Annotated in this window: 23 protein-coding genes and 1 pseudogene; 9 read left to right on the top strand and 15 right to left on the bottom strand. The window is 74.1% G+C overall.

Annotation, left to right across the window (positions count from 1 at the left end; translation table 11 throughout):
• Nucleotides 1-187 precede the first annotated feature (187 nt).
• Nucleotides 188-421, top strand: a complete 234-nt coding sequence (locus AC07GB_RS14740; RefSeq protein ID WP_478845232.1) for a hypothetical protein — start codon at nucleotides 188-190, stop codon at nucleotides 419-421.
• A 61-nt stretch (nucleotides 422-482) separates the two neighbouring features.
• Here AC07GB_RS14740 and AC07GB_RS14735 read toward each other — a convergent pair whose 3' ends face one another.
• The 8 genes from AC07GB_RS14735 to AC07GB_RS14700 form a co-directional block, all read right to left on the bottom strand.
• Entirely contained in the window at nucleotides 483-932 is a 450-nt protein-coding gene (locus tag AC07GB_RS14735; RefSeq protein WP_478845230.1) for a GNAT family N-acetyltransferase, read from the bottom strand.
• Nucleotides 933-1,058: 126 nt separating this feature from the next.
• Nucleotides 1,059-1,358: a hypothetical protein gene (locus AC07GB_RS14730; RefSeq protein WP_478845228.1), complete on the bottom strand. Its 300-nt coding sequence runs from the start codon at nucleotides 1,356-1,358 to the stop codon at nucleotides 1,059-1,061.
• 205 nt (nucleotides 1,359-1,563) lie between these two features.
• Nucleotides 1,564-2,583 (bottom strand): hemolysin family protein, encoded by a 1,020-nt coding sequence (locus AC07GB_RS14725; RefSeq protein WP_478845226.1) that lies wholly within the window; start codon nucleotides 2,581-2,583, stop codon nucleotides 1,564-1,566.
• The gene (locus tag AC07GB_RS14720; RefSeq protein WP_478845224.1) at nucleotides 2,580-3,938 is read right to left on the bottom strand and encodes a hemolysin family protein; all 1,359 of its coding nucleotides are present in this window, start codon (nucleotides 3,936-3,938) and stop codon (nucleotides 2,580-2,582) included. The genes AC07GB_RS14725 and AC07GB_RS14720 overlap by 4 nt, the downstream gene beginning before the upstream one ends.
• A gap of 280 nt (nucleotides 3,939-4,218) precedes the next feature.
• Nucleotides 4,219-4,794 (bottom strand): TerD family protein, encoded by a 576-nt coding sequence (locus AC07GB_RS14715; RefSeq protein WP_478845222.1) that lies wholly within the window; start codon nucleotides 4,792-4,794, stop codon nucleotides 4,219-4,221.
• A gap of 112 nt (nucleotides 4,795-4,906) precedes the next feature.
• On the bottom strand, nucleotides 4,907-5,521 hold the full coding sequence (locus tag AC07GB_RS14710) for a hypothetical protein (RefSeq protein WP_478845220.1): 615 nt from the start codon (nucleotides 5,519-5,521) through the stop codon (nucleotides 4,907-4,909).
• A 202-nt stretch (nucleotides 5,522-5,723) separates the two neighbouring features.
• Nucleotides 5,724-7,871 (bottom strand): endo-beta-N-acetylglucosaminidase, encoded by a 2,148-nt coding sequence (locus AC07GB_RS14705; protein WP_478845218.1) that lies wholly within the window; start codon nucleotides 7,869-7,871, stop codon nucleotides 5,724-5,726.
• Nucleotides 7,872-8,021: 150 nt separating this feature from the next.
• Entirely contained in the window at nucleotides 8,022-10,649 is a 2,628-nt protein-coding gene (locus AC07GB_RS14700) for a tetratricopeptide repeat protein (RefSeq protein ID WP_478845216.1), read from the bottom strand.
• A 220-nt stretch (nucleotides 10,650-10,869) separates the two neighbouring features.
• Between AC07GB_RS14700 and AC07GB_RS14695 the strand changes: the two genes are divergently transcribed.
• Complete coding sequence (locus AC07GB_RS14695) at nucleotides 10,870-11,052, top strand: hypothetical protein (protein ID WP_478845214.1); 183 nt, start codon at nucleotides 10,870-10,872, stop codon at nucleotides 11,050-11,052.
• Nucleotides 11,053-11,074: 22 nt separating this feature from the next.
• Here the strand turns inward: AC07GB_RS14695 and AC07GB_RS14690 are convergent, their stop codons facing one another.
• Together AC07GB_RS14690 and AC07GB_RS14685 are read right to left on the bottom strand one after the other, a co-directional pair.
• The gene (locus tag AC07GB_RS14690) at nucleotides 11,075-11,527 is read right to left on the bottom strand and encodes a GNAT family N-acetyltransferase (protein WP_478845212.1); all 453 of its coding nucleotides are present in this window, start codon (nucleotides 11,525-11,527) and stop codon (nucleotides 11,075-11,077) included.
• A gap of 63 nt (nucleotides 11,528-11,590) precedes the next feature.
• Nucleotides 11,591-12,454, bottom strand: coding sequence for a LysR family transcriptional regulator (locus AC07GB_RS14685; protein WP_478845210.1), 864 nt, complete (start codon nucleotides 12,452-12,454; stop codon nucleotides 11,591-11,593).
• A gap of 163 nt (nucleotides 12,455-12,617) precedes the next feature.
• Here AC07GB_RS14685 and AC07GB_RS14680 point away from each other — a divergent pair, with 163 nt between their 5' ends.
• From AC07GB_RS14680 to AC07GB_RS14665, 4 genes are all read left to right on the top strand, one after another.
• On the top strand, nucleotides 12,618-13,217 hold the full coding sequence (locus AC07GB_RS14680; RefSeq protein WP_478845208.1) for a short chain dehydrogenase: 600 nt from the start codon (nucleotides 12,618-12,620) through the stop codon (nucleotides 13,215-13,217).
• A gap of 166 nt (nucleotides 13,218-13,383) precedes the next feature.
• Nucleotides 13,384-14,478, top strand: a complete 1,095-nt coding sequence (locus AC07GB_RS14675; protein WP_478845206.1) for a winged helix DNA-binding domain-containing protein — start codon at nucleotides 13,384-13,386, stop codon at nucleotides 14,476-14,478.
• A gap of 156 nt (nucleotides 14,479-14,634) precedes the next feature.
• Nucleotides 14,635-15,963, top strand: coding sequence for a threonine--tRNA ligase (thrS, locus tag AC07GB_RS14670; protein WP_478845204.1), 1,329 nt, complete (start codon nucleotides 14,635-14,637; stop codon nucleotides 15,961-15,963).
• 126 nt (nucleotides 15,964-16,089) lie between these two features.
• On the top strand, nucleotides 16,090-17,424 hold the full coding sequence (locus tag AC07GB_RS14665) for a cytochrome P450 (RefSeq protein ID WP_478845202.1): 1,335 nt from the start codon (nucleotides 16,090-16,092) through the stop codon (nucleotides 17,422-17,424).
• On the opposite strand, the gene AC07GB_RS14660 is transcribed toward AC07GB_RS14665, so the two are convergent.
• The 3 genes from AC07GB_RS14660 to AC07GB_RS14650 all read right to left on the bottom strand — a co-directional run bounded on the left by AC07GB_RS14660 (nucleotide 17,421) and on the right by AC07GB_RS14650 (nucleotide 20,329).
• Nucleotides 17,421-18,398 (bottom strand): SMP-30/gluconolactonase/LRE family protein, encoded by a 978-nt coding sequence (locus tag AC07GB_RS14660; RefSeq protein ID WP_478845200.1) that lies wholly within the window; start codon nucleotides 18,396-18,398, stop codon nucleotides 17,421-17,423. The two genes, AC07GB_RS14665 and AC07GB_RS14660, sit on opposite strands and share 4 nt — an antisense overlap.
• A gap of 52 nt (nucleotides 18,399-18,450) precedes the next feature.
• The gene (locus AC07GB_RS14655) at nucleotides 18,451-19,659 is read right to left on the bottom strand and encodes a serine hydrolase domain-containing protein (RefSeq protein WP_478845198.1); all 1,209 of its coding nucleotides are present in this window, start codon (nucleotides 19,657-19,659) and stop codon (nucleotides 18,451-18,453) included.
• Between the two features lie 178 nt (nucleotides 19,660-19,837).
• Nucleotides 19,838-20,329 (bottom strand): NUDIX hydrolase, encoded by a 492-nt coding sequence (locus tag AC07GB_RS14650; RefSeq protein ID WP_478845196.1) that lies wholly within the window; start codon nucleotides 20,327-20,329, stop codon nucleotides 19,838-19,840.
• A 447-nt stretch (nucleotides 20,330-20,776) separates the two neighbouring features.
• Between AC07GB_RS14650 and AC07GB_RS14645 the strand changes: the two genes are divergently transcribed.
• Nucleotides 20,777-21,859, top strand: a complete 1,083-nt coding sequence (locus AC07GB_RS14645) for a ferredoxin reductase (RefSeq protein ID WP_478845374.1) — start codon at nucleotides 20,777-20,779, stop codon at nucleotides 21,857-21,859.
• Nucleotides 21,860-21,928: 69 nt separating this feature from the next.
• Nucleotides 21,929-23,020, top strand: coding sequence for a fatty acid desaturase family protein (locus AC07GB_RS14640; protein ID WP_478845194.1), 1,092 nt, complete (start codon nucleotides 21,929-21,931; stop codon nucleotides 23,018-23,020).
• A gap of 32 nt (nucleotides 23,021-23,052) precedes the next feature.
• Here the strand turns inward: AC07GB_RS14640 and AC07GB_RS14635 are convergent, their stop codons facing one another.
• Both AC07GB_RS14635 and AC07GB_RS14630 read right to left on the bottom strand, forming a co-directional pair.
• Nucleotides 23,053-23,439 (bottom strand): DUF5994 family protein, encoded by a 387-nt coding sequence (locus AC07GB_RS14635; RefSeq protein WP_478845192.1) that lies wholly within the window; start codon nucleotides 23,437-23,439, stop codon nucleotides 23,053-23,055.
• Between the two features lie 138 nt (nucleotides 23,440-23,577).
• Nucleotides 23,578-23,862, bottom strand: coding sequence for a hypothetical protein (locus tag AC07GB_RS14630; protein WP_478845190.1), 285 nt, complete (start codon nucleotides 23,860-23,862; stop codon nucleotides 23,578-23,580).
• A 425-nt stretch (nucleotides 23,863-24,287) separates the two neighbouring features.
• Between AC07GB_RS14630 and AC07GB_RS14625 the strand changes: the two are divergent.
• Nucleotides 24,288-24,488: pseudogene (locus AC07GB_RS14625) on the top strand (DUF5994 family protein); the annotation flags it as partial.
• Nucleotides 24,489-24,521 lie beyond the last annotated feature (33 nt).

The following is a 24,521-nucleotide window of genomic DNA, read 5'->3' as shown; positions in this document are numbered from 1 at the left end:
TGCCGCACCCAGCCTCCAGGTCACCCTTGTCCTCGCCGCCGGCCACGGCTGGCTCGGCCGGCACACCGAGCCCTGGTGGCTGCGCCGGACCGTTTCAGCGCCTGAGTTTCGGTGGTCCGGGGCGCGGTACCCCGTGCAGACGTCCGCCAGGGCGTACAAAGGTGCCGAGTCGAAGAAGGAGTACGTCGTGACCGATCGCAGGGACGAAACGCCAGGGGAGAGCCCGCACCCCGTGCCGAGGGACCTTCCCGACCAGCAGGCCGGAGGCGGGGACGAGCTGTCGGCGCCGGGGGACGAGCAGGAGCAGGAGGACAGCGAGGACGCGCCGAGTCCGGATGAGTCCGGGGCTCGGCGTCGAGGTGAGGAGGACTCCTCCACCGTGCATCCGGAGCACCCCGAGCCCGTGGAGCCGACGGACTGATCGCAGGGCCTGGTCGGCGGTGGCGCTGCCGGAGCACCGATCGCCGGGGGGCCGCGGAATGTCAGGTCCGCCGCCATGGTCGGCGCATCTGGCGCCACAGGCGGGCGCAGCGGCCCATGAGGTGCGGGCACGGCGGGGTCCGGGAGGTGAGGGGCACGCCCGTCTCCGCGGCCATGGCGCGGAAGAAGGCGCGTCCCTGCCGGGACTGCATCGTGGTGTGCCAGCGGTAGCCGGGCCCTTGCGTGAGGGCGGTGTGCAGGGCCTGCCGTCCAAGTCCCTGGCGTTGCCACCCCTCGTTGATCCAGATCTGCTGGATGCGGCCGGTGCGGCAGGCGTGGCAGAGGCGGAAGTCGACCTGGCCGACGAGGAGGCCCCGCTCGAGGTGCAGGGTGACGGTGGAGGGCGCGTGCGGGGTCGCGGGCGCGAGGGCCGTCACCCGGACCGCCTCGCCGTCCTGCGCGGGAGCGCCGTGGCCGAGGGCGAGCCACGCGCTCAGCGGGTTGGCACGCACGAACCATCCCTCCCAGGCTCCCCTTGGGCTACTGAGCCTCGGTATCGTGGCACACCTGCCCACACGCGGGCGGCGGAATCCCGGGAGCTGTCCCCCTTACGAGGAGCCGGGTCGCGCCTTGGGGCGCTACTCGATCTCGCGCATCATCTTCTCCATCGAGCCGACCGAGTGGCGGGTCCTGGCCAGCTCCTCGCGGGTCTCCTGGAGTTCGTCGAGCGAGCGCTTGTGCAACTCCACATTGTCCTCCAGCAACTGCGCGTACCGGTGCGTCAGTTGCTTGTATTCCTCCTCGCGGGCCGCGAGCGACCGTGCCCGCCAGGTGACGGCGAGCTGCCAGACGATCACGATCGCCAGGAGGAAGAACCCGGCGGCGCCCACGCCCCCGACCCACTCCGCCTCGGCGAGCGTCACCTGTCGTCCGTCCACGTCACGTCCTCCTTCACGAGGCGACCCGCCCTTCCGCCGCCGAGACGGCAGTCGTGCGCGCCGAGCGGGCCTTCACCCCTGTCGGCCCCTGTCAGCAACGCTGGCAGCGGGCCCGACGGGTGTCAAAGGCCGCTGACACTTCTCAGGGAAGGATCCGGGTCGTCTCAGGGGCGCGTAGGGGGCGGCCATCGCGAGAGGGGCGCCGTCAGGCCGGCTTCGGCTGCAAGTAGCGGGCCAGCAGGTCGTCGAGGGTGACGAGGCCGGTCAGGCGGCCGGAGTCGTCGCAGACCACGGCGAGTGAGGCACGCCGCTGGCGGAGCTGTTCGATCGCATGGGCGAGCGGGGTGTCCGCCGACAGCTCCGGCAGTGGACGGGCCAGCTCCCGCGCGCTGGTGCCGCGCCCCCGGGCCCGGGCGACCAGGGCGTCGCGCGCGTGCACGGAGCCGAGCGCCCGGGCGCCGTCGCGCACGAGCAGACGGGTGCGGTCGTGTTCCGCCGCGACGCGCAGCACGTCATCCGGTGTCGCCGTGCCGTCGACGGAGGTGATGGCGGCGGCCGGGGTCTGGAGGTCGCCCACCGGGGTCAGGGGCTCGGTGAGGGAGCGGGTGATCAGCTCGGAGTCGTCGCGGCTGATCAGGCCGAGGCGCTGGGACTCGGCGACGAGGTGGGTGAGCTGCTCGCGGTTGTGCACGGAGGTCAGCTCGTCGCGCGGCTCGACCCGGCACAGCCGCACCAGGGCGTTGCTCACCTTGTTCAGGACCCACAGGAGCGGGCGTACGGCCTTCACCGTCGTACGGAAGGCCGGGGTGAGCAGCATCGCGGAGCGCTCGGGGTGGGCGATCGCCCAGGACTTGGGCGCCATCTCGCCGATCACCATGTGCAGGAACACCACGACGACCATCGCGAGGGCGAAGGAGACGCCGTAGCTGACGCCGCTGGGCAGGCCGACGCGGTGCAGCAGCGGGTCGAGTTCATGGGAGATGGCCGGTTTGGACACGGAGCCGAGGCCCAGGGTGCACACGGTGATACCGAGCTGCGCGCCCGCCAGCATCAGGGACAGCTCGCGCATGCCGGCGAGCACGGCCTGCGCCCCGCGCCGGCCCTCGGCGGCGGCCTTCTCCACGCGGTGGCGGCGGGCGGCGACGAGCGCGAACTCGGCGGCGACGAAGAAGCCGCTGCCGATCAGCAGCAGGACGGTGACGAACAGCGCCATGGGGAAGCTCATGAGCGGGTCTCCTCGGGGCGCGTCCGCTCATCGGTCCCCGCGTCGGGGGCGGGCCGCAGCTCCAGGCGGACGCGCTCGGGGACGTGCCGGTCCAGGGCGCGGACGTCGACGGCCACGCGGGCGCCGTCCGGCAGTGCCACGGTGAGGCGGTCGCCGATGGCGGGGAAGCGTCCGAGCCGGTCGACGACGAGGCCGGCCACGGTGTCGTAGTCGTCCTCCTCGGGCAGGTGGATGCCGGTGGCCTCGGCGACCTCGTCGAGCCGCCGGCCCGCGTCCACGAGCCAGCCGTGGCCGTCGCGGACCGCCACCCGCACCACCTGGTCGCTCTCGTCGGCGATGTCACCGACGAGTTCCTCGGCGATGTCCTCGTACGTGACGATGCCCGCCACGCCGCCGTGCTCGTCGAGGACGACGGCGAACTCGTCGTCGCGCTCGCGCATCTGCCGTACGGCGTCGGGCAGTTCGAGGGTTTCCGGGAGCAGCAGGGCGGGGCGGGCGAGGGCGGCGGCGGTCGCGTCCGGAAGGTGGTCGGCGGAGGCCCGTGTCAGCTCGCGCACGCCCAGGACGCCGGTGACGTCGTCGGGGTGGTCGCCGAGCACCGGGTAGTTGGAGTGGCCGTGCCGGGCGATGAGCCGGACGGCTTCGGCCGTGCCGGCGTCTTTGCGGACGAAGACGGCGTCGACGCGCGGCACCAGGACCTCGCCGAGGGTGCGCTCGGAGAACTCCAGGGCGCGGTCGAGGAGCGCGGCGGTGTCCTCGGGCAGCTCGCCCCGCTCGTGGGACTCGCCGATGAGGTGGCCCAGCTCTTCGAGCGTGGCGCCGTGGTGCAGCTCCTCGACGGGCTCGATGCCCACGCGGCGCAGCAGCCGGTTCGCGGCTCCGTCGAAGATCCGCACCACGGGGCCGACGACCTTCAGATAGGCGAGCGTGGAGGCGGCGAGGGACTTGGCGAGGCGCTCGGGGACGGCGAGGGCGAGGTTCTTCGGCGCGAGTTCGCCGAGGACCATCTGCACGACCGTGGCGAGAACGAAGGCCAGGGCGACCGAGACGCCGGTGACGGCGCCTTCGGGGATGCCGATGCCGGTCAGGAGCGGCCTGAGCAGCGCGGACACCGACGGCTCGGCGAGGAAGCCGACCACCAGGCCGGTCACGGTGATGCCGAGTTGCGCGCCCGACAGCATGAAGGAGAGCCGCTCGAGCACCTTCAGGGCGCGGGCTGCGCGGCGGTCGCCCGCTTCGGCCTCACGGGCGAGCGCGAGCCGGTCCGCGGAGACGTACGCGAATTCCTGGGCGACGAAATACCCGGTGCCCGCCGTCAGGACGAGGACGGCGAGCAGACCGAGCGCGGCACTCATCGAGCACCATCCCGCCGGGTGCCGCGAGGGGCCGGGTCAGCCGGTGCGGACGCGCCGGCCGACGGGGGGCGGGATGGTCCGGGACTGTGCCCCGGGGGGTCCGTCGGTCTGGCGGACAAAGGGTGGCTCCTCGTGCTGGGTGTGTGCCGATGCAACGATTGTCATCGGGCACGAGTTCCCTCGCCACCGCCACCGCCCTGGCCGGCGTACGGGAACATGCGGGGACCGGCCCACGAGTGCCGCGCGCGGGCCGGTCCCGGTGGTGCGGGTCGGACCAGGGTCAGACGTTGACGCCGAAGTCCGACGCGATGCCGCGCAGGCCGCTGGCGTAGCCCTGGCCGACGGCGCGGAACTTCCACTCGGCGCCGTGGCGGTACAGCTCGCCGAAGACCATGGCGGTCTCGGTGGAGGCGTCCTCGGAGAGGTCGTAGCGGGCGATCTCCTGGTTGTCGGCCTGGTTCACGACGCGGATGAACGCGTTGCGGACCTGGCCGAAGCTCTGGCCGCGGTTCTCGGCGTCGTGGATGGAGACCGGGAACACGATCTTGGTGATCTCGGCCGGGACGCCGGCGAGGTTGACCTTGACGGCCTCGTCGTCGCCCTCGCCCTCGCCGGTGAGGTTGTCACCGGTGTGCTCGACCGAGCCGTCGGGGCTCGTGAGGTTGTTGTAGAAGATGAAGTGCTGGTCGGAGACCACCTTGCCGGAGTCGTCGCACAGCAGAGCCGATGCGTCGAGGTCGTAGTCGGTACCCGTCGTGGTCCGCACGTCCCAGCCGAGGCCGACCAGTACGGCGGTCAGGCCGGGTGCCTCCTTGCTCAGCGAAACGTTGCCACCCTTGGACAGGGAAACACCCACTGCTCATCCTCCATCGCTCGTCGCGGCGCGCTGGTGTGCGTCGTCCTCCGGCAAGGACGCTGGGAGGTCCCCTCGGGTTGCGTCGATCCACCACGGATCCGACTTCGTACGGTTACCCCGTGTCCTCGGGTCTGACCTCGGTCAGGCAGCCGAGGAGGAAGGGCATGACGCCGCGCTCGAGCAGGGCCATGTGCCAGGCGGCACGGGCCTGTTCGATGGTGCGGTCCGGGGTGAGGTGTCGACGTGGTGCGCGCCCTCGGGGCCGGGCGAGGTCGGGGAGGGCCGACCCCACCGCCACGGTCGCCGCGATCAGGCCCACGGTCATGAGCGCCTCCGGCAGGTACCGCTGGTCGGTGCAGGTGGCCAGGGCAAGGCCGGTGAGGAGGAGCACCTCGGCGGTGACGGCCGAGAGCACCGGTACGAGCGTGGAGAGAGCGGCGGCGCCCCTGTCCGTCCGGCACGCCGTACCGCCGACGGGTCCCGGCGTCCCGCGCCTGCGGGCCCTGTACCGGTCGGCCGCGGCCCGCGCGCGCAGATAGCGGGAGTACTCCTCGTCCGCCTTCGCCAGGATCGCGCGGCGAGCCGTGCGTGCTCGCGTACGGAGCTGCACGGCGGTGGGGACGTTGTCGCTGCGCCCGGCCGCGGCCCTGAACTCGCGGGACCGCAGGGCCTGTTCGAGGGTGCGCTCAAGGGCGGCGGAACTCTCCGACATGTCGGCGTGAGGCAATGGCTTCTTCCTTCGACGGTGCCCGCGTCCGGCCTGCGGCCCAGTCGCGCGCCGCAGCTTCTTCCGGAGGGAAATCGCAAAGGAATCTACATCAGTGTAGAAGTGGTGAAGGGGTGGATCGCCGGTAATTCACCGTGATGAAGGGTCTGTTGGCGAGGCGAACACGCCACCGCCAGAGCGGTGGCGGCCGCCCGTGCGCGCATCAGGCCCACGACACCTGCGCGGTGGCCGGTGTCGAGCGGGTGCCGTCCGGGGCCACGGCCACCAGGGCCAGGGTGGTGGCCGCCTCATCGCCCTCGCGGGTCAGGGACTTGACGTAGTGGACGTCGTCGTAGACCCGGCCGAGCGGCTCCGGAGTGCCGTCGCCGCGCAGCCGCCACACGTCGTAGTACCAGACACCCGTGTCCGCGAGGTCCCAGGCGAGGAAGGCCTCGGCCGTGGTGCGCGCCGCGTCCGGGTGGGCCTTCTCCACGGTGAAGCCGGTCGGCCGGGCGGGGGGCCGGGTACGGCCCGCGGGCAGCAGGGCCAGCTCTCCGAGGTTGAGCTGGTAGGCGTCCGTGGACGGCGGCGACACCCGCAGGTGCAGCGCGGCGACGGTCCGCCCCCGGAAGGCGTCGAGCGGCAGGGTGGCCGTGGTCCAGCCGGAGGCGGTCGCGGGACCGGCCGCGAGCCACGCCGTGCGGTCCGGCGCGTCCTCGAAGACGAGCCCCAGTTCGAGGCCGCTGTCCTGGCCGGGCCGCGCGGTGCGGAACACCAGGCGCGCGCTCTCGCCGCCCTCGACGCGCAGACTCGTCTTGAAGAGCCGCACGGTGGTGGCGCGGGCGGACCCGCGCGCCGCGGAGACAAGGAGTGAACTCCCGCCGTCGTACGCCGTCGACGGGTCGTAGTCGACGGTGGCCGGCGCGCCGTCGCCATCGCCGCGCGCCCACCACTGCCAGGTGGGCAGCACGTCCTGCGCCCCGGCGTTGTTCCACTCCCGGTCGGAGCGGCGTACGCCGTCGAGGAAGAACGCCCGGCCGTGGCCGGTGTTGAAGCGGGTGACGAACGGGAAGGAGCCGATCACCGACCGCTCCGCGATGTAGTGCGCGACGCCGTCCCACTTGCGGTGGTTGTCGGGGTCGCGGGGCCTGCCGTCGTCGGGCCAGGGGACGTACTCGGTCCTGCCGGTGCGGGTGGGGTCCTCGTTGGGGCCCGACCAGTAGCGGCGCTCGCGCACAAAGGTGTCCCGTTGCTTGTCCGGGTCGGTGCGGTCGGGGTTGTTCGCCCAGGCCATGTGCGTGCCGAAGAGGGCCCAACTGGTCTGCGCGCGACCGCCTTCGGGGAAGACGAGGCGGGTGTCGTAGGGCGGGTTGAAGCCGTACTTCTCGTTCTCGGTGCCGAGGTACACCACGTCGTGGACCTTCAGGCCGAGGCGCTTCGCGGTGGCGACGGACGCGGCCACCCGGGAGGCGTTCCAGGCGTAGTTGACGAAGACGCTGTGGTTGACGGGGGTGCCCTGGTGGCGCACCCAGGGGGCGTTGGCGTCGTTGAACTGGTTCTGGTAGGCGAGCTGGCCGCTGGTGGTGAGCGAGTCGTACCACTGGAGGTGGAACCCCGCCGGGGCCTTGGCCCGCAGATACTTCAGGAACGCCATCAGCCGCGTCGCGTCCGCGCGGGATATGGACGCCTCCTGGTTGATGAAGTAGCCGTCGAAGCCGAAGTAGCCGGCCATCTCCAGGAGCTTGTCGGCGACGGGGAACGAACCGTCGGACCGCTGCTCCAGATAGGCGGAGAACGATCCGTTGCGGGGCCAGAACCACCCGGCGAGCGACTTGACCCCGTTGCGGTGCGCGGCGTCGGTGTACGCCGGGTTGGGCAGGTTGATGAGCCCGTGCTCGGGATCGGTCGTGGACGAGCCCGCCACCGGCATGCCGTGCCAGGAGCTGTACAGGTCGCTGTACTGCCAGAACCTCAACAGCCTGCGCGCGTACTGGTCGTTGTGGCGGTAGGCCGTGAAGAAGGCGTTGTCGTAGTCGTAGGACATGTTCATGACCTGGGCCTCGGTGGCCAGGGCGGGGCGCGCCTGGGTCGCGGCGAAGGGCGCGATGCGGGAGGCGAGCGGCACCCGCGAGCGGAAGTACCGTGCGTACGGGTCCGACGCGGGCGACCAGGACTTGAGCCCGGCCGCGTTGTACCCGTGCATGTACGGCTGATGAGGGGCCCGGGCCCGGCCCTCCTCGGCGGCGGACGCGACTCCGGCGGCCCCGGCGAGCGACACCGCCCCGGCCAGGCCCACCGTCACCCCCGCGGCGCCGAGCATCTTCAGGAACGCGCGCCGCTCGACGGGGCTCGCCGCCGGTCTTGCTTCCATGGCTGTCTCTCCTCACGCCGCGGTGCTGACAACGCTGTCAAATGGGTGTGGCGTTCCTATCGCAGGTGGGCACGGCCGTCAATCAGGCGGTACGGAGGGACGGTTGGGGCGCAAGTCACGACGAGCCCCGGGGGCGACGCGAGGGCAGGCTCAGGGCGTCGGCGGCCAGTCCCACGGCTCGCTCGCGGATCCGTCGGCGGCGAGGCCGAACCGCAGAGAGGCCTCCTCCGGTGTGTCCCGCAGCCGCGCCAGGGCCATCAGGGGCGAGGCCGCGTCGTGGAGGCCGGTGTCGGCCGCCATGAGGTACAGCCGCTCGGCCCGTGGACGGTCGCCCGCCGCCTCGCGGATCTTGGCGAGGGACACCAGGTCCTCCCCGTCGGCCTCGGCGTCGACCGCCTGCCAGTACAGTTCCTCGGCGCCGGAGGTGTCCCCGGCCGCCTCCCGCATGCGGGCGAGGCTGCGCAGCGCGAAGACGTCCCCCGACTCCACGGCCCTGCGGAAGGACGACTCGGCCTTCTCGCGGTCGCCGGCCTGCTCCCACATGCACGCGCGCAGGAACCACACCTGGTCGTCACCCGCCGAAGCGGCCCGCAGGAAGAGCTGCTCCGCGCGGCGCGGCCGGCCCGAGCGGCCCAGCATGATGGCCACACTGGTCAGGGCCCAGGTGTCCCCGGCCTCGGCGAACCGGTCGAGCTGCCGGTCCGCCTCCTCCTGCTGTCCGGTCTCCTCCCACAGGCACACCAGTTGGTGGAGCGCTTCCGTGTGCCCGGCGTCGGCCGCGCGCCGGTAGAGGTCGGCGGCCCGGCGCGGCGAGCCCTCGCGGCACCGCGACTGCGCCATGAAGATCAGCACGTCGGTCCGCCCCGCCTGAAGGGCCCGCTCGTAGGAGGCCCAGGCCTTCTCGGGCTCGCCCGCCTCGTCCCACATGATCCCGGCGTAGGCGAGGGCGTCGGGGTCCCCCGCGGCCGCGGCCAGCAGGTAGAGCTTCTCGGCCTCCTCCCAGAACCAGGCCTCCTCCCACAGCGCCGCCAGGTGGAGGAGGCCGTCGGTGTTCCCGGCGTCGGCGGCGCGCTGGTAGAGCTTCTCGGCCGCCTCCATGTCGAGGTCGCCCTCCCGCATCTGCCCGACGCGGATCAGGGCGTACGACTCCCCGGCGTCGGCGGCGGCCTCGTACAGCCGCACGGCGTGGCCGTACCGGGCCCTGCGCCGTGCCGCGTCACCGAGGCGGAGCAGCCCTTCGGGGTGGGTGAGGTGCTCGCGTGCCGCGTGCCAGAAGGAGTCGGGCGGGCAGCGGAACCGGCGGGCGTGGCAGCCGTGGTGCTGGAGGTAGTCCGCGAGGCGGACCGTGCCGGGCAGCCTTCCCATGCCGGTCGGGTGGGGAACGTCCTGGAGGGGTCTTGTGGTGTGCCTGACCAGGGTGCGGGCACGGGCCAGGGCGTGGCCGAACCAGTCGGGGCGGGCGGCGGCGCGTTCGGCGTCGCTGAGGTAGCCGACGGCCGCCGCTTCGAGGAAGGCCAGGGGGAGGGGGCCGAGCCCGCCGAGCCGGTGAGCGTCCATCGCCGCGCTGAGCAGGGCGCTGCCGTACGGGCCGTGGGGGCCGGCGGCCTGTTCGTAGTGGCGGACCAGGTCCGGCCCCGCGGCGAGCACCTGGGTCAGTTCGGCGGCACCGGCCGCCACGGCCTCGGCGAGGGAGGCGTCGGCTGCCGCGGCGGCTCGGGCCGCGTCCAGGTCGTCCGCGAACGTGCGCGGCAGGTCCACCCGGTGGGCTTGGGCGAGCAGGGTCCGCGCGTGCCGGTGGGTGTCCCCGGAGTGCGACGCCGGGCGGGTGAGCGCCTCCGCGTGCTCGGGCCACAGCGTGGCGATGACGACGAGCGGCCCCTCGCCGTCGAGCCTGCGGAGCAGCGCGGCCGCCGCGGCCTCGCCTTGGGCGTCCATGAGGTAGTGCTGCGCCTCGTTGAGCCACAGGACGGTCCTCGGGGGCAGCGCGTCCGCCGCCAGGACAGCCAGCAGGCTGTCGGTGTCGGCGGGGAAGAGCAGGCCGAAGCCCTCCGGGACGACCTCGTGGAGGGCTTCGTAGGCGCTGCGGGTCTTGCCCGTGCAGGACGGCCCCTGCACCACCACCAGGGCCGGGCGGGCCTCGTCGGTGACGGCGGCGGAAAGCAGGCGCCGCAGCCGTACGTCGTGCTGCCGGGGGACGTAGCGAGGCAGGACGAAGCTGCTGTCGCCCGTGCCCCGGCCCGCGCCCGCATGACCGCCGGGCGGGACGGCCGGGTGGACGCCAGGGAGGGCCGGGTGGACGCCGGGGACGGCTGGGTGGGTGCCGGGGATGGCCGGGTGGACGCCCAGTCGGCCCGCCGGCCAGGCGCGCACGGGGCGGGGCCGGTCCGCCAGAGCCGCCTGGCGGGCCCGCAGCCCGTCACGCTCCAGCGCGGCCCGCGCGCGCTGACGCTCCGCTTCGAGGCGGGACCGCTCGTTCCGCTGCCCGCGCTCGGCCTCGAAGAGGGCGCGCCAGCGCTGCTCGTCGAGCAACTCGCCCACGGAGTCCGGGCCCTGGGCGTCGGCCCGAGTCGCGAGGAGCCCCCTGCGGGCCGCCTCCGCGCGGATCTCACCGAGGAGCGCGAGGAGCGGATCGACGCGCTGCGGGAGCTGCCGGCCGCCGAGCCACGCGCCCGGCGTCCCGTGCGACACCCCGGCGACCCGGGCGAGGCGGCGGTCCGACGGCTCGCCGCCCAGCCGGTGCCGTTTCAGCGCGCCGACGCGGCGCAACCGTGCGAACACGTCCTCCAAACCGGCCCGCCCCCGCCCGCCGTTCCCGTCGCATTCCGGCCGGACCGTCGCGAACAGTCAGCACCGGATGCCCGCAGCCTAGGCTCCCCGCCGGCGAGAGCGCAGCCCGGCCGGCCGATTTCGCGCGAAGGGCGGCCGGACACGCCTGCCGACGCGCAGTGTGCCTCCCGACCGAGCCCCGCGAGAGGGGCACCTACGGAAGGACCACCCGATGACGGCCACCCGACTCCTCGCGCTGCTGCTGGCCTTCTCCGCCGCGCTCCACCTCGGCGGCGCGGCGGCCTTCACCGCCTGGCGCGGCGGCACCCCTGTGGCGGACGCCCTGCTCATCGGCGGCGGCGTCACCGGCGGCGCCTGCGCGCTCTACGTCACGGCGGTGGCCGCGTACCGCTGACCGGGCGCGGGCGGTACGCGGCTCACTCGGCGACGGTGAACCGCAGTTCCGGCCGCTCCCAGGCGATCTTCGGCAGCAGCGGGGCGACGGTTCCCACGCGCTCCGCTCCCAGGCGGCGGTAGAACCTCTCGGCCGGGGGATGGGAGACGACCCGCACGCCGCTCACCCCGGCCGCCGCGGCCCGGCCCTTCATGTGCTCCACCAGGAGGCGCCCCACGCCCGACCCTTGCGCGGCGTCCGCCACGAACATCAGGTCCAGCTCCGGCGGGTCGAGGACCAGGGCGTAGAAGCCCAGCAGGTGCCCGGCCGGGTCGACGGCCGCGAAGACCTCGTGCCGGGCGAGGTAGTCAGCGGTGACCCGGTAGTCCGAGACCATCGGGGCGTACTGCCCTTGGTAGGCGCTGGAGTTCCGGACCAGGGCGGTCAGGGGCTCCGCGTCCTGCCCGACCGCGCGTCTGATTGTCGTCGCCTGCATGCCCGCAGTATAGGAGTGAAGGTGCGGGTTGAGTATTACAGGCGAGGTGTCGTCGGGCGATCTCTAGGCGCTGACCACCTCTCGTACCGCCGCGAGGAACTCCTCCGTGCGGGGGTGCGTGGGGTGGGCCGGGTGGGCGAGGTAGACCGTGGCGGCGGGCGCGTCGTCGACCGGGACGAAGCGCACCCCCGGATGGCTGTGGCTCTCCGCCGTGCCCGCGGCGCCGACGCCGAACGCGCCGCCCGTGGCGATGAGGTTCAGCCACTCGTCCACATTGCGCACCTCGACCGTGCGGTGCGGGCGCTGCGCCGGGGGCCAGAGGTCCACCGACGCGGTGCCGGTGTCCGGCCACAGGGCCAGCGGGAGGGCCGGCCCCGCGGTCAGCTCCGCCAGGCGCACCCGGTCACGGGCCGCGAGGGGGTGGTCGTCGGGCAGGGCGGCGACCCGGTCCTCGGTGTAGAGGGCCTCGGTGCGGATGCGCGGGTCGGCGGGGACGGTCCGCAGCACCGCCACATCGGTGTCGCCGGTGGCCAGGCCCGCGGTGCTGTTGTCCTGCCGGACGACTTCCAGCGGGGCGTGCGGCTGCCCGCGCCGCCACGAGCGCAGCAGCGGAACGGTCTGCTGCCCGAGGACCGCGCACGTGTAGCCGAGCCGCAGCGGCCGGTCGACGGCCCGGGTGTCGGCGAGGGCCGCGTCGAGGTGGGCGAGGATGGCGCGCCCGTGCCCGAGGAGGGTCGCCCCGGCCGGGGTGAGGTCGAGGCGCCGGGAGGAGCGGTCGACGAGGCGGACCCCCACGCGCGCCTCCAGCTGGGCGAGCGTGCGGGACAGGGCGGGCTGCGTCATGTGCAGCCGGGCGGCCGCCGCGGTGACGGTGCCCGCTTCCGCGATGGCGGCCAAGGCCTTGAGGTGACGCAGCTCCACATCCATGCCTGGGAAGCATAGTCGCTGCCCAGACGGCATTTCCGGGCGCGTGGCGGGATCCGTAGCGTCGGATGCGCCGGGTGGTTCACCCGGCTCCCCTCCTGGGGCACTCCCAGGGCCTCCCGGTGTCCGCCGGGGGGTTCGTCTTCGACACACCGGACGGTGAGCTGTGAGGATTCTTCTGGTCGGCGCGGGCGGCACGCTGGGCTCCGCGGTACACAAGGCGCTCGCGGAGCGCGGCCACGAGGTGATCGGCGTCGGCCGCACGAGCGGAGACCTGATCTGCGACGTCACCGACCCGATGGCCGTGGCCGGGCTGTACGCGCAGGCCGGCCCGCTGGACGCGGTGGCCGTCGCGGCGGGCGACGCCGTGTTCAAGCCGCTGGCCGAGCTGACCGCGGACGACTTCGCGGCGACGTTCCGCGGCAAGGCCGTCGGACAGCTGGAACTGGTCCGCCAGGGCGCCCGGCACGTGGCGCCGACCGGCTCGTTCACGCTGGTCAGCGGCGTCCTCACGGAGGAGCCGATCGTGGCGGGAGCCGCCGCGTCCGCGGCCAACGGCGCGGTCGAGGCGTTCGTACGGGCCGCGGCGATCGAGCTTCCGCCCCAGCGGATCAACGCGGTGAGCCCCACGGTGGCCGAGGAGTCCCTGCCCGCCTACGGCCCGTTCTTCGCGGGCATGGAGCCCGTCCCCGCGGCACGCGTCGCGACGGCGTACGTCCGCGCGGTCGAGGGCGCGCAGACCGGGCAGGTGTACCGGGTCCGCTAGGCCAGGGCGGGGCGTCCGTGAGGCGCCAGGAGTAGCGGACACGACCTGACCGCTACTCCTGGCACTGTGGGCACCGACCGAACGACGCGCCACCCCGAAGCGAGGACCGAGCAGTGACGTCACATGCGCACGGCCGTACCGGAGACCAGCGGCCGGAGGTGGCCCGGTGACCGTCCTCGACGCCCGCGCCCTGGGTCGCGCGACGCTCGCCCGGCAACTGCTCCTGGACCGCGCCGACCTGCCGGTCCTCGACGCCGTCGCGCACCTCGGCGGCCTCCAGGCGCAGGAGCCGCAGGAGCCGTTCATCGGGCTCTGGTCACGGCTTCGGGCCTTCGAGCCGGGGGCGCTCTCGGAACTGCTCGTCGAGCGGCGCGTGGTGCGCACGCACCTCATGCGCCGTACGGTTCACCTCGTCACCGCCGACGACGTCCTGGCCTGGCGGTCTCGGCACGACGCGATGCTGCGCCAGAAGGTGCTCGGGGTCTACCGCGCCGAGCTGGCCGGGGTGGACCTCGACGAACTCGCCGCGGCGGGCCGGGAGGTGATGGCCGACGGCACGCCCCGCACCATGGCCGAGCTGTCGCGGGCGGTCGCCGGCCGCTGGCCCGGCACACCGCCGCGCGCGCTCGGGGAGATGCTGATCGCCGCCCTCGTGCCGATGGCCCAACTGCCGCCGCGCGGGCTGTGGCGCACCCGGGCGGGCGTGCGCAACCTGCCCCTCGCCACCTGGCTGGGGCGCGAGATCGCCCCGCGACCCCCAGGGGCTTCCGATCCGGTCGGTCAGGCCCTGGTACGCCGCTACCTGGCCGCCTTCGGCCCGGCGGCCACGGCCGACCTGCGCGCCTGGAGCGGCCTCGCGGGGCTCCCGTCGGCCGTCACCGCCGTCCGCGACGAACTGGTCGCCTTCCGCGACGAGCGGGGCCGTGAGCTGCTGGACCTTCCCGACGCGCCGCGCCCGGACCCCGACACGCCCGCGCCGGTGCGGTTCCTGCCCGCGTTCGACAACGCGATCCTCGGCTATCAGGACCGCGGTCGGATCATCGACGACGAGCACCGCGGCCTGTCGGTCGCGGGGGCCCGCGTCGTCCTGCTCGACGGCCGGGTCGCGGCGACGTGGACCGTGGCGGACGACACCGTGACGGTCACCCCGCTGCGCCGCGTCTCGCGCGCCGAGCGCACCGCCGTCGCAGAGGAGGGGCGGGCCCTGTCGGCCTTCCTCTCGGACGGGGCGAGCGAGCGCGTGCGGATCGCGACGCCCTGAGCGTTCCTGGCCGTCGGCCCCCTGACGCGGGCGATCCCGGCGACGGGTCAGTACGCGCCGGCCGCGCCGGCCGGGCGGAAATCATGGTGCGGGCGCGGAGGCGGCTTGCTACCGTCCCCCGCATGAAGCGCGCTGAGATGACGACGACGCCGGAGAGTGTCCCGGCGCGCTGACAGACGTTTCGATCCGAAGCCCCGGGGTGAGTGCCCCGGGGCTTCGTCCTGTGGTCACCCGCCTCCCGTCCGCGAGGAGACCGCCATGCCCGACCACCGCCGACTCGGCCGCGAACTCGGCCTGTTCGACACCGACCCGCTCATCGGCGCGGGACTCCCGTACTGGCTTCCCGACGGCGCGGTCCTCCGGCACACCTTGGAGGAGTACATCCGCGACGCCGAGGCCCGCGCGGGCTACCGGCACGTGTACTCACCCGTGCTCGGCAAACGCGAGCTGTACGAGATCTCCGGACACTGGGCGCACTACAGCGACGACATGTTCCCGCCCATGGACCTCGGCGGCGAGCAGGTCGTGCTGCGGCCGAGCCTGTGCCCGCACCACGCGGTGATCTACCGGTCCCGCTCCCACAGCTACCGCGAACTGCCGCTGCGCCTGGCGGAACTCGGCGGCATGTACCGCTCCGAACTCTCCGGCGTGCTCGGCGGACTGACCCGGGTGCGCGCCATCCAGCTCAACGACGCGCACGTCTTCTGCACCCTGGACCAGGTCGCCGATGAGGCGCATGCGGCCCTGGGCATGATCCGCCGGGCGTACGAGGCACTCGGGATCACCCCGGCCCGCTTCCGCCTGTCCCTCCCGGGCGCCGGAGGCAAGTACGTGGCCGCTCCCGAGAAGCGGGAGCGTTCCACCGCCCTGCTGACCGACGTCCTCGACCGCTCCGGGCTCCGCTACGAGGCCGTGGAAGGGGAGGCCGCGTTCTACGGCCCCAAGATCGACGTCCAGGTCGCCGACAGCGCGGGCCGCGAGTCCACCCTGTCCACCGTGCAGGTCGACTTCCACCAGCCCGAGCGCTTCGACCTGCACTACGTCGGCGCGGACGGCGCCAAGCACCGCCCGGTCATGGTCCACCGCAGCATCATCGGCAGCGTGGAGCGGGCCGTCGCCCACCTCGTCGAGCAGCACGGCGGCGCCTTCCCCGCCTGGCTCGCCCCCACCCAGCTGGCGATCCTGCCGCTCACCGACGCCGAGGCGCCGAACGCCCGCGCGTTCGCCGGGCGTTGTGCCGCTCAGGGCCTGCGTGCCGAGGTCGCGGGGCCTGAGCAGGGCAGCCTCGGCGCCCGCGTCCGCCGTGCCCGCCTCGTCCCCTACCAGGCCGTCATCGGCCCCAGGGAAGCCGCCGACGGCCGCGTCGCCCTGCGCCTGCGCGACGGACGGCGGTTCGACCCGCTGCGGGAGAGCGACGTCCTCGCCCGTGTCGGCGCTGTCGTCCGGGCCCGCGGCACCGGCCTGTGGGACGAGGAAACCTCATGAGGCCGGGCGCGCGTCCCCGAGGGGCGCGGGAGGCGGGCTGTCGCCCGCCGCCCGGGCTCCCCTACAGTGCGTGCAGCCCGCACCCGCCCGTGCCGGCGCGCCACCACTGAACACAGGAGCAGCCCCGTGGCCACCCACGCCCGCCCCGGTCCGCCCCCGACGGGCCGCAGGATCCCCGAACTCGATCCCGGCGCCGTCCGGGAGTGGCGGGCCGGAGGAGGGGAACTCATCGACCTCTTCACCCGGGCGCGTGAACAGCTGGGCGGTGTCTGCGCGTTCAGGCTCGGCCCGCGTCCCACCGTCCTGGTCACCGAGCCCCAGGTCGTGCAGCACGTGCTCGCGCTCCACCCCGACCGGTACGTGAAGCGCTCGCACCGCGCCCGGCTCCTGATCGGCGACGGCGTCCTGGCCGCGACGGGCGAGGCGTGGCAGCGGCAACGGCGGCTGTTGCAGGCGCAGTTCACCGGCCGGGGCATGCGCCGTTACGAGGAGCGGATCGCCGGGGCCGCGCGGACCACCGCGGCCCGCTGGGCCGAATACGCCCGCACCGGTGAGGTCTTCGACGTCGCCGACGAGATGCGCCGCTTCGCCCTGGACACCATCTGGCGGTCCCTGACCGGGCATCCGCTCGATCCCGGCACGGAGCGTGAACTGGCCTCCGTGGCCACGGTGGTGGCCGCGCTGCCGAGCCTGCCCGCCGACGTGGCCGCCGCGCAGGGGGCCGTCGCCGCCGACCTCGCCCGCATCGACGCCGTGGCGAGCCGCGCCGTCGCCGCCGTCCGGGACGCCGGGCCGGGGCCCGAAGGGCCCGGCCTGCTGCACGTCCTGGTCGAAGCGTCCGCGACGCGCCCGGAGTACAGCGACCGGCTGATCCGCGACGAGCTGGTCACCCTCCTCGTCGCCGGTCACGAGACCACCGCCTCCACCCTGACCTGGCTCCACCTCCTGCTGGACCGCAACCCGCAGGCACGGGAGCAGGCCCTCGCCGCGGGCGCGCAGGGCTCTCCCCGGCGACGGGAGGCCGTCCAGGCACTGGTCCACGAGACGCTGCGCCTCTACCCGTCCGCCTGGATCCTGCCGCGCCACGCCACCCGGGACGACGTCCTCGCCGGGTACGAGGTGGAGGCCGGCACCGACCTCGTCGTCTGCCCCTACCTCACCCACCGGGACCCGGGGCTCTGGGAGAGCCCCGAGCGCTTCGATCCCGGGCGCTTCACGACTCCCGGACGGCGCCCCGCCCACCCGGGCGGCTACTACCCCTTCGGCCTGGGGGCCCGGGCCTGCCTCGGCCTCCAGTTCGCCCTCCGGGAGTCGACCGCCCTCCTCGAACACCTGCTGCCCGCGCACACCCCGCGCTTCCACTCCGTCCCGGACCGCGCCGCCTACAGCATCACCGTCCGCCCCGACGGGCCGACACCCGCGTCGCTGGGCGGACAGCACACGGCGGGCCCGCCGGGCTAATGGACCTGGCGCACCGCCACCGCGTTGTACTCGGTCGTCGGTGTGGGGGGTTCGGTGAAGCGCGAGTTGGGCAGATAGAGCCGTTTGCCGAAGGCGGCGACGGTGGTGGGGATGCGGAAACGGGGGTCGGTGATCCGCGCGAACGCCCGGCCGCGCAGGCCCGTGGCGTCCAGGTGGAACACGTCCACGGCGTTCTGGATCTGCTGGACGACGTAGAGCGTACGGCCGAGGAGGAGCGCGCCGTCGCCGTCGGGGAGCTTGCTGCCGCCGAGGTCGACGCGCCGGGCGTCGCCGCTGCGCACGTCGACGCGGTACAAACTGCCGCCGTGCGCGTGGACGTTGATGACGAGCAGCCCGCGCCCGTCCGGCGTGCGCTCCAGGCCGTTGGTGGTGAAGCCCTGGGCCGGGGCCTGGATCCACTCGCCCGCCAGCGGCAGCGTCACCACGTCACGGGCGGGCGGCAACTCGCCCTTGGGGCCGAGGGGCAGGCCGTACAGCTGCTGCTGGGTGGAGTCGGTGAACCAGGCGGCCCTCGGCGTGAGGACGACGTCGTTGACGACCGTGGCGGGTCTGCCGACCTCGTACGTGGCGAGAACACGGCCGCTGCGGCCCTCGACGACGCGCAGCTGGCGTGAGGCTCCGCCGGCGATGAAGAGGCGGCCGCGCCGGTCGCTCTTGAGGCCTACGCTCGCCGCGTCCGTACCCGTGCCGATGGTCTCGCCGCGCCCGGTGGCGAGGCTCGCGCGGTACAGGGACCCGCCGCCGAGCGAGCCGAACCAGGCGTACGGCCCCGGCCCGATGGCGATGCCCTCGGGCCGGAAGCCGTCCGGGAGCGGGAACTCCGTGGGCCAGGGGGCCCCTGCGGGCCGGGCGCCGGCCGCCGTCGCGAGCGGCCCGAGCGCGGTGAGCGTGCCCAGGGCGGCGCCGGCGCCGATGACCCTGCGACGTGAGATACCGGAGACGTGATCTGCCATGGCGTACGTCCTTCCGCGGTGGGGGTCGGCCGGCTGCGCGCGGCCGACGGTTTCACGGAACCACACCCGGCGCCGCGGCGGTCGGCGAAGGCGGGGCGGTCCCGCAGAATTCCGCCAGGAGCACATACCCGGCCGCGTCGCTGTCGCCTGCCCAGTCGGTGTTGAAGTTGGCCACCAGGCGGTGCCGGCCGTCCCGGGTGGTGTAGGCAAGGCTCTGCGAACCGGGCATGAAGCCGGTGTGGCCCCAGATCTCCTTGCCGCAGGGCAGCTCGGCGCGGAAGATCCCCAGGCCGTCGTCCTGGCCGTCGCCGAAGCCGGGGGAGGGCACGGTGGTCGTCATCTTCCTCAGCTGGGCCGCCGGGAGCAGCTTTCCGCGCATCAGGGCGGCGAGGAAGCGGTCGAGGTCCGCGGTGCTGGTGATGATTTCACCGGCGGACCAGCCCCAGGAGGGATTGAACTCGGTGATGTCGTGGACCTTGTGCTCGGGGTCGTCGGCGAACGTGGTGTACATGCGCCCGCTCGGCGCGGGAAGGGCAGAGCGCGTGCCGGGCAGGGTGGTGGCGCGCAGGCCGAGCGGTCTGAAGATCCGCCGCTCGGCCTCCGCCGCGTAGGGGTGGCCCGTGACGCGTTCGACGACCATCGCGGCGATGACGTACTCGGTGGTGGTGTAGCCCCAGCTCGTCCCGGGAGCGAACCTCGGCTCGTGCTTCATGGCGAGCGCCACGAGCTGCTCGGGCCTCCAGGTGTCGTAGCGGTGGGCCAGGTACTGCTTGCCCTGGAGGTGCAGGCCGGGGTCCTCGGTGTAGTCGTAGACGCCGCTGGTGTGGTTGAGGAGCTGCCGGAGGCTGATCGCGCGGCCGTCGTGCCCGTGGCCGCGGACCACGCCCGGCAGCCACCGCTCCACGGTGTCGGACAGGTCCAGCCTGCGCTCGGCCTCCAGTTGGAGCAGGACCGTCGCGATGAACGTCTTGGAGATGCTGCCCGCCCGGAACCGGTCGCCCGGCAGGGGGGTGCGCCGCGTGGTGAGGTCGGCGAGCCCCGCGGTGCCGTGCCATGTCCCGTGCGCGTCGTGCGCCTGCGCCAGGACGCCCGGGACTCCGCCCGCGACGGCGGCGTCCACGGCGGCACGCGTCTGTACGTGCCCCTCTTTTGGGACAGCGGGTGCCGCTCCCGCGGACGGGGCGGCGAGCCCGGTCGCCGCGACCATCGATGCCGCCGCCACCATCGCGGCCGACGTGATCCGTACCGTACGCATCGCCATGAGGACCTCCCTCTCGCCAGGAAGACTCATCCTTTCCGGGCGAGGGTTGGCTCCCCGGCGCGGCGCGGGTGGAGCAACCCGGCCGGGTGGAGGCCGACCGGCGCACAGGAAGAGGGCGCACGCGCCGGGCGCGGAGTGGAGACCGGGCCCGGCGGAAGGTGGTGACCTCAGCGGCCGGTCAGGTCTGCCGCTCCCGCGCCGGAGTTCCCGTCGCGGTGTTGCCCTCCGGCGAGACGGGGTGGGCCGAGGTGTCCAGCAGTCGCAGCGCGTCCGTGGCGGCCGGGGACAGGGCGGACGGGTGGAGGTCCGCCAGGGGGATCCATCGCGCGGCGTCGGTCGAGCCGTCGGTTTCCGTGGCCGTCCCGGCTCCCGGCTTCAGGGTGACGGCGTAGAACAGTCCCACGAGATGCCAGTCGACGCCCCCGCGGCGCACCGCGTACGAGCGGGCGTCGAGCAGCCGGGCGTCGAGGAGTTCACGCCCGGTCTCCTCCCGCAGCTCGCGCTCCAGTGCCCGCGCGGGCTGCTCGCCCGGGTCGATGCCGCCCCCGGGCACGTGCCAGAGCCCCGGGGCGAAGACCGGTGAGGTGTCGGAGAGGCGGGCCAGCAGTATGCGGCTGTCCTCGACCACGACGGCGTAGGCGGAAACCCGGGTCTGTACTTGAGAGTTCATAATGCGGAAACTCTAGTCCGGCCCGGATCGCACCCCGTGGCGGGCCCCGGCCCTGTGCGCGGGCAGCCGTCTCAGGGGCCGCGGCGCCGCTCCGCCGCCACGAGCGCGGCGGCAGCGTGGCGGCCAGTTCGCCGCGCGGCGGTGGCACCGCGGGCGTCGCCATCGGGCCATCCTCGCGCGATCCCTCCGCGCCGCACCCTGGACGCCGGCGCGTCCCCGCTGGCAGGAGCGGCGCGGAGGATGGCGCAAAGCGCCCCGGCGGCGGTGTGGTCCGCCGTGGTCTGTGCTTCGCTCGGCCCGGACGACCCGGCGACGACGGCGGGTCTTTGACGTACGGGCCCGCCGCACGGGCCCGGCCGGAGCCCGGACCCCACAGGGGAGGGACCTCCCGTGACCGCCGACCCCCCTTCGACGCCGTCGTCCCTGCCGTCCGCTGCCGCCGCCCGCCTGACGGCGTGGGCCGACGGACGCTCGGGCCGCCGCGCCCTGGCGGCCGCGTCGTGGCTGACCAGCCCGCTCGCCCTGGACGACTACCTGGGCCTGCTCGACCCGCTCTGGTCGGCGCGGCACCCGGCGGGCCGTGTCACCGCGGTGCTCCGCGAAGGCCCCGCGGCGGCCACCCTGGCGATCCGCCCGGGCCGGGGCTGGAACGGCCATCGGGCCGGGCAGTACCTGCCGGTCGGCGTCGAGATCGACGGCGTACGGCACTGGCGTACGTACTCGATCACCTCACCGCCCACCGACACGGTCACCCTCACGGTGAAGGCGCGCCCGGGCGGCCGGGTGTCCCCGCACCTGGTCCACCGGGCCGGGCCCGGCACCGTGCTGCGACTCGGCCCGGCCCAGGGGCAGTTCGTGATACCCCGGACACTGCCCGAGCGGATGCTGTTCGTGACGGCCGGCAGCGGCATCACGCCCGTCATGGGCATGCTGCGCACCCTCGCCCGCAGCCCCGGCCCCGCTCCCCGCACCGTGCTCCTGCACAGCGCACCCTGGCCGGAGGAGTGCCTCTTCCGGGCCGAACTCGCCGTCATGGAAGCCCAGGAGGCGTGGCTGACCACCCACCTGACCTTCACGCGCACCGACGGCCGGCTCACCCCGGACCGCATCGCCGACCTCTGCCCGGACTGGCGCGCGCGGGACGCCTGGGTGTGCGGCCCTCCCGGGCTGATCGAGGCGGCCGAGGGGAGCTGGGCGGCCGCGGGCGTACGGGAGCGGCTGCGGGTGGAGCGCTTCCGGCTCGCGCCGCTCCTGCCCCGGGGCGGTGACGCCGTCACCGCGCCGGTCCTGTTCGGCCGCAGCGGCGTACAGGCGGACGCGGGAGTCCGCGTGCCCCTCCTCGAAGTCGGGGAGGCGGCAGGCGTGGCGATGCCGTACGGGTGCCGTCGCGGCATCTGCTTCGGCTGCCTGGCCCCGCTCGCCGAGGGCCGGGTGCGCGACCTGAGGTCCGGCGACGTGCACGGCGAGCCGGGCGAGCCGATACAGACCTGCGTCAACGCGGCTGCGGGCCCCCTCGTCCTCGACCTCTGACACGTCGGGCTCGCCGAGGAGATCCGACCGGGGCGCGGCCCGAGCGGCCGCCCGACCAACGGAGACAACATGCCCACGACGGCCGCCCCCTTCAGCGGGCCCGCGGCGACGGACGCCGACCGCACCGAACAGCTGGGCCGCGAACTCGACCGGCTCCGCGCCGAGGTCGTCGCGACCCGCGGCGCGGACGACGCCCGGTACGTCCGTACGGTGATCGCCGTGCAGCGTGCCTGCGAGGCAGGTGGCAGGGCCGCGCTCGCCGTGTCCCTCTTCCCGCCCGCCTGGATCGCGGGCACGGCCCTGCTCGCGGTCGCGAAGACACTGGAGAACATGGAGCTGGGCCACAACATCCTGCACGGCCAGTGGGACTGGCTCGCGGACCCGGCGATCCACTCGACGACGTGGGAGTGGGACTTCGCCAGCCCCGCCGAGGCCTGGAAGCGCACCCACAACCACCTGCACCACACGTACACCAACGTCGTCGGCCGCGACCGCGACCTCGGGTACACGATCCTGCGCATGAGCCCCGACCAGCCCTGGCGACCGCACCACGTGCTTCAGCCGCTGTACGTCCTGCTGCTCGCGCCCGTCTTCGAGTGGGGGATCGCCCTGTACGACCTGGAGGCCGACGGCCTGGCGCGGGGACGCAAGAGCCCGCGCGCCTTCCTCCGCGACGCGGCGGGCCTGGCCCGCAAGGCGGTGCGCCAAGCGGCCAAGGACTACGTCCTGTTCCCGCTCCTCGCGGGCCCCTCCGCGCTGCCCTGCCTCCTGGGCACCCTCACCGCCAACACCACCCGCAACATCTGGGCGCACACCGTCATCTTCTGCGGGCACTTCCCCGGCGAGGTGCGGACCTTCACCGAGGAGCGACTGGACGGCGAGACCCGCGGCGCGTGGTACCTGCGGCAGATCCAGGGCTCCGCGAACATCGAGGGCGGCCCGCTCCTGCACGTCCTCACCGGCAACCTCAGCCACCAGATCGAGCACCACCTCTACCCGGACCTGCCCAGCAACCGCTACGCCGAACTCGCCCCGCGCGTACGCGAGATCTGCGCCCGCCACGGACTGCCGTACGTCACCGGGCCGCTGTGGCGCCAGTACGCGTCGATGTGGGGCCGCGTGCTGCGCCACGCCCTGCCGTCGTTTCGGGGGCCGGGGTGACGGGGGTGTTCAACCGGGTGCCGCCGGTCTCGTCACTGCGCGTCGAAGGCGGTGGCCATCAAGCGCAGCCCTTCCGCCTCGGCGGTGAGGTGCGGGACGACCAGCAGGTCCCAGCGTCCTGCGCCGGGGGCGAGCAGGCAGACGGTGGCCGGGGCGTGGGCGGCGGTGTGGCCGTGGAGGTGCAGCACCTGGCCCGCGCAGAGCATCCGGCCCGGGAAGGCGGACCACGTATCGGCGCGTACGGTGACGTGGACGATCCGCGCCCAGCTGTTCGGCAGCGCGCGCAGCAGGTGGGGCAGCTCGGCGACCAGGTCGTCGGTGTGGGGCCACCAGACCCCGTCGATGCTGCGGGGGCCGCCCCCGGCGGGGGCCAGGCGCAGCCGGGCGGCGGGGCGGGGGTCGGCGAGGGGCGCGGTCATGGTGATCTCCCTTGGGGGGACGGCGAGATGGGCTCTGCCCGCGGGCGTGCGCGGTGGGGCGCGGCAGGGGCGAGGACCGCTCGGCACGCGGGTGGGGGCGTGGCCGGGGCAGGGGCCGGGCGCGGTGGGGCGGGTGGCTCAGGTGTGGGCCGTCTCGTCGGCGTGGGTGCGTCGCGCCTGTGACCTGCTGTCGGTCAGCCAGGTGTGCGCGGCCGGGCCGGTCAGGCGCGTGCGCAGGGTGTCGACCGTCAGATGGAGGCGGATGCCCTCGCCGTCGTCGCCGGTGGGGTAGCTGCGGGGCTCGTCGCAGACGAGGCGCTCGCGCAGGACCCGCACCACCCGCAGGGCCGCTTCGGGGTCGTCGGAGACGATGCGGATCTGGACGCTGCCGTCGGCCATCGGGCGTCCGCCGTCGCCGCTCATGGTGTCCGCCCTTCGGTGGCGCCGGTGTGCCTCGGGCGCGGCTGCTCACGGTCTGTCACTGCGGGGTGCGAGGGCATCGGAGGTCGTGCGGTGATCACCGTCATGGTGCGACCCGTCCCCGAACCCGAAGCCGCCGAGCCCGGTGCTATGGACCGAGAGAGCGACCGGCAGGGGAGGCGGTCGAGAAACGCTCTCAGTTCCTTCGAGCCTACTCCCGCACAGGCCCCCTCCACGACTGCGGACCGGTGAGCTGGGGCGCTCATACGCACAGTGACCAGGAGTACGCTGGAACAACCGAGGTGTCCTCGGCGCTCAGCGGCCCCGCGCGGGCCCGCCCGGCGGACGGTGGCCACTGCTCCTGGGAGGTGTGCCATGAGTGACGACCCGGCCGCTCCGCCCGCACTGCCGACGGACGCCGGAGCCCCCTGGGGGCGTGGTGGCCGAGGTCGAGGAACCTCGCGGCTCAACTGCCAGGCGTGGTCCGCGCGTTGACGGACAAGCTCGGCACGGTCACCCGCATCGGCCTGGACACCGGGGCGTGGGACGGGCACCTCCACTCGGTGGCCGTGGACGGGCAGTTGGTCCGTATCGACCGGTCGGATGTCGACGACCACACCGTGCTCGTCACCCGCGGTCACCAGGACATCTTCTCCTCCCTG

The organism is Streptomyces sp. NPDC045778, assembly GCF_056431945.1.
This window is presented reverse-complemented; position numbering and strand designations above follow the sequence as displayed.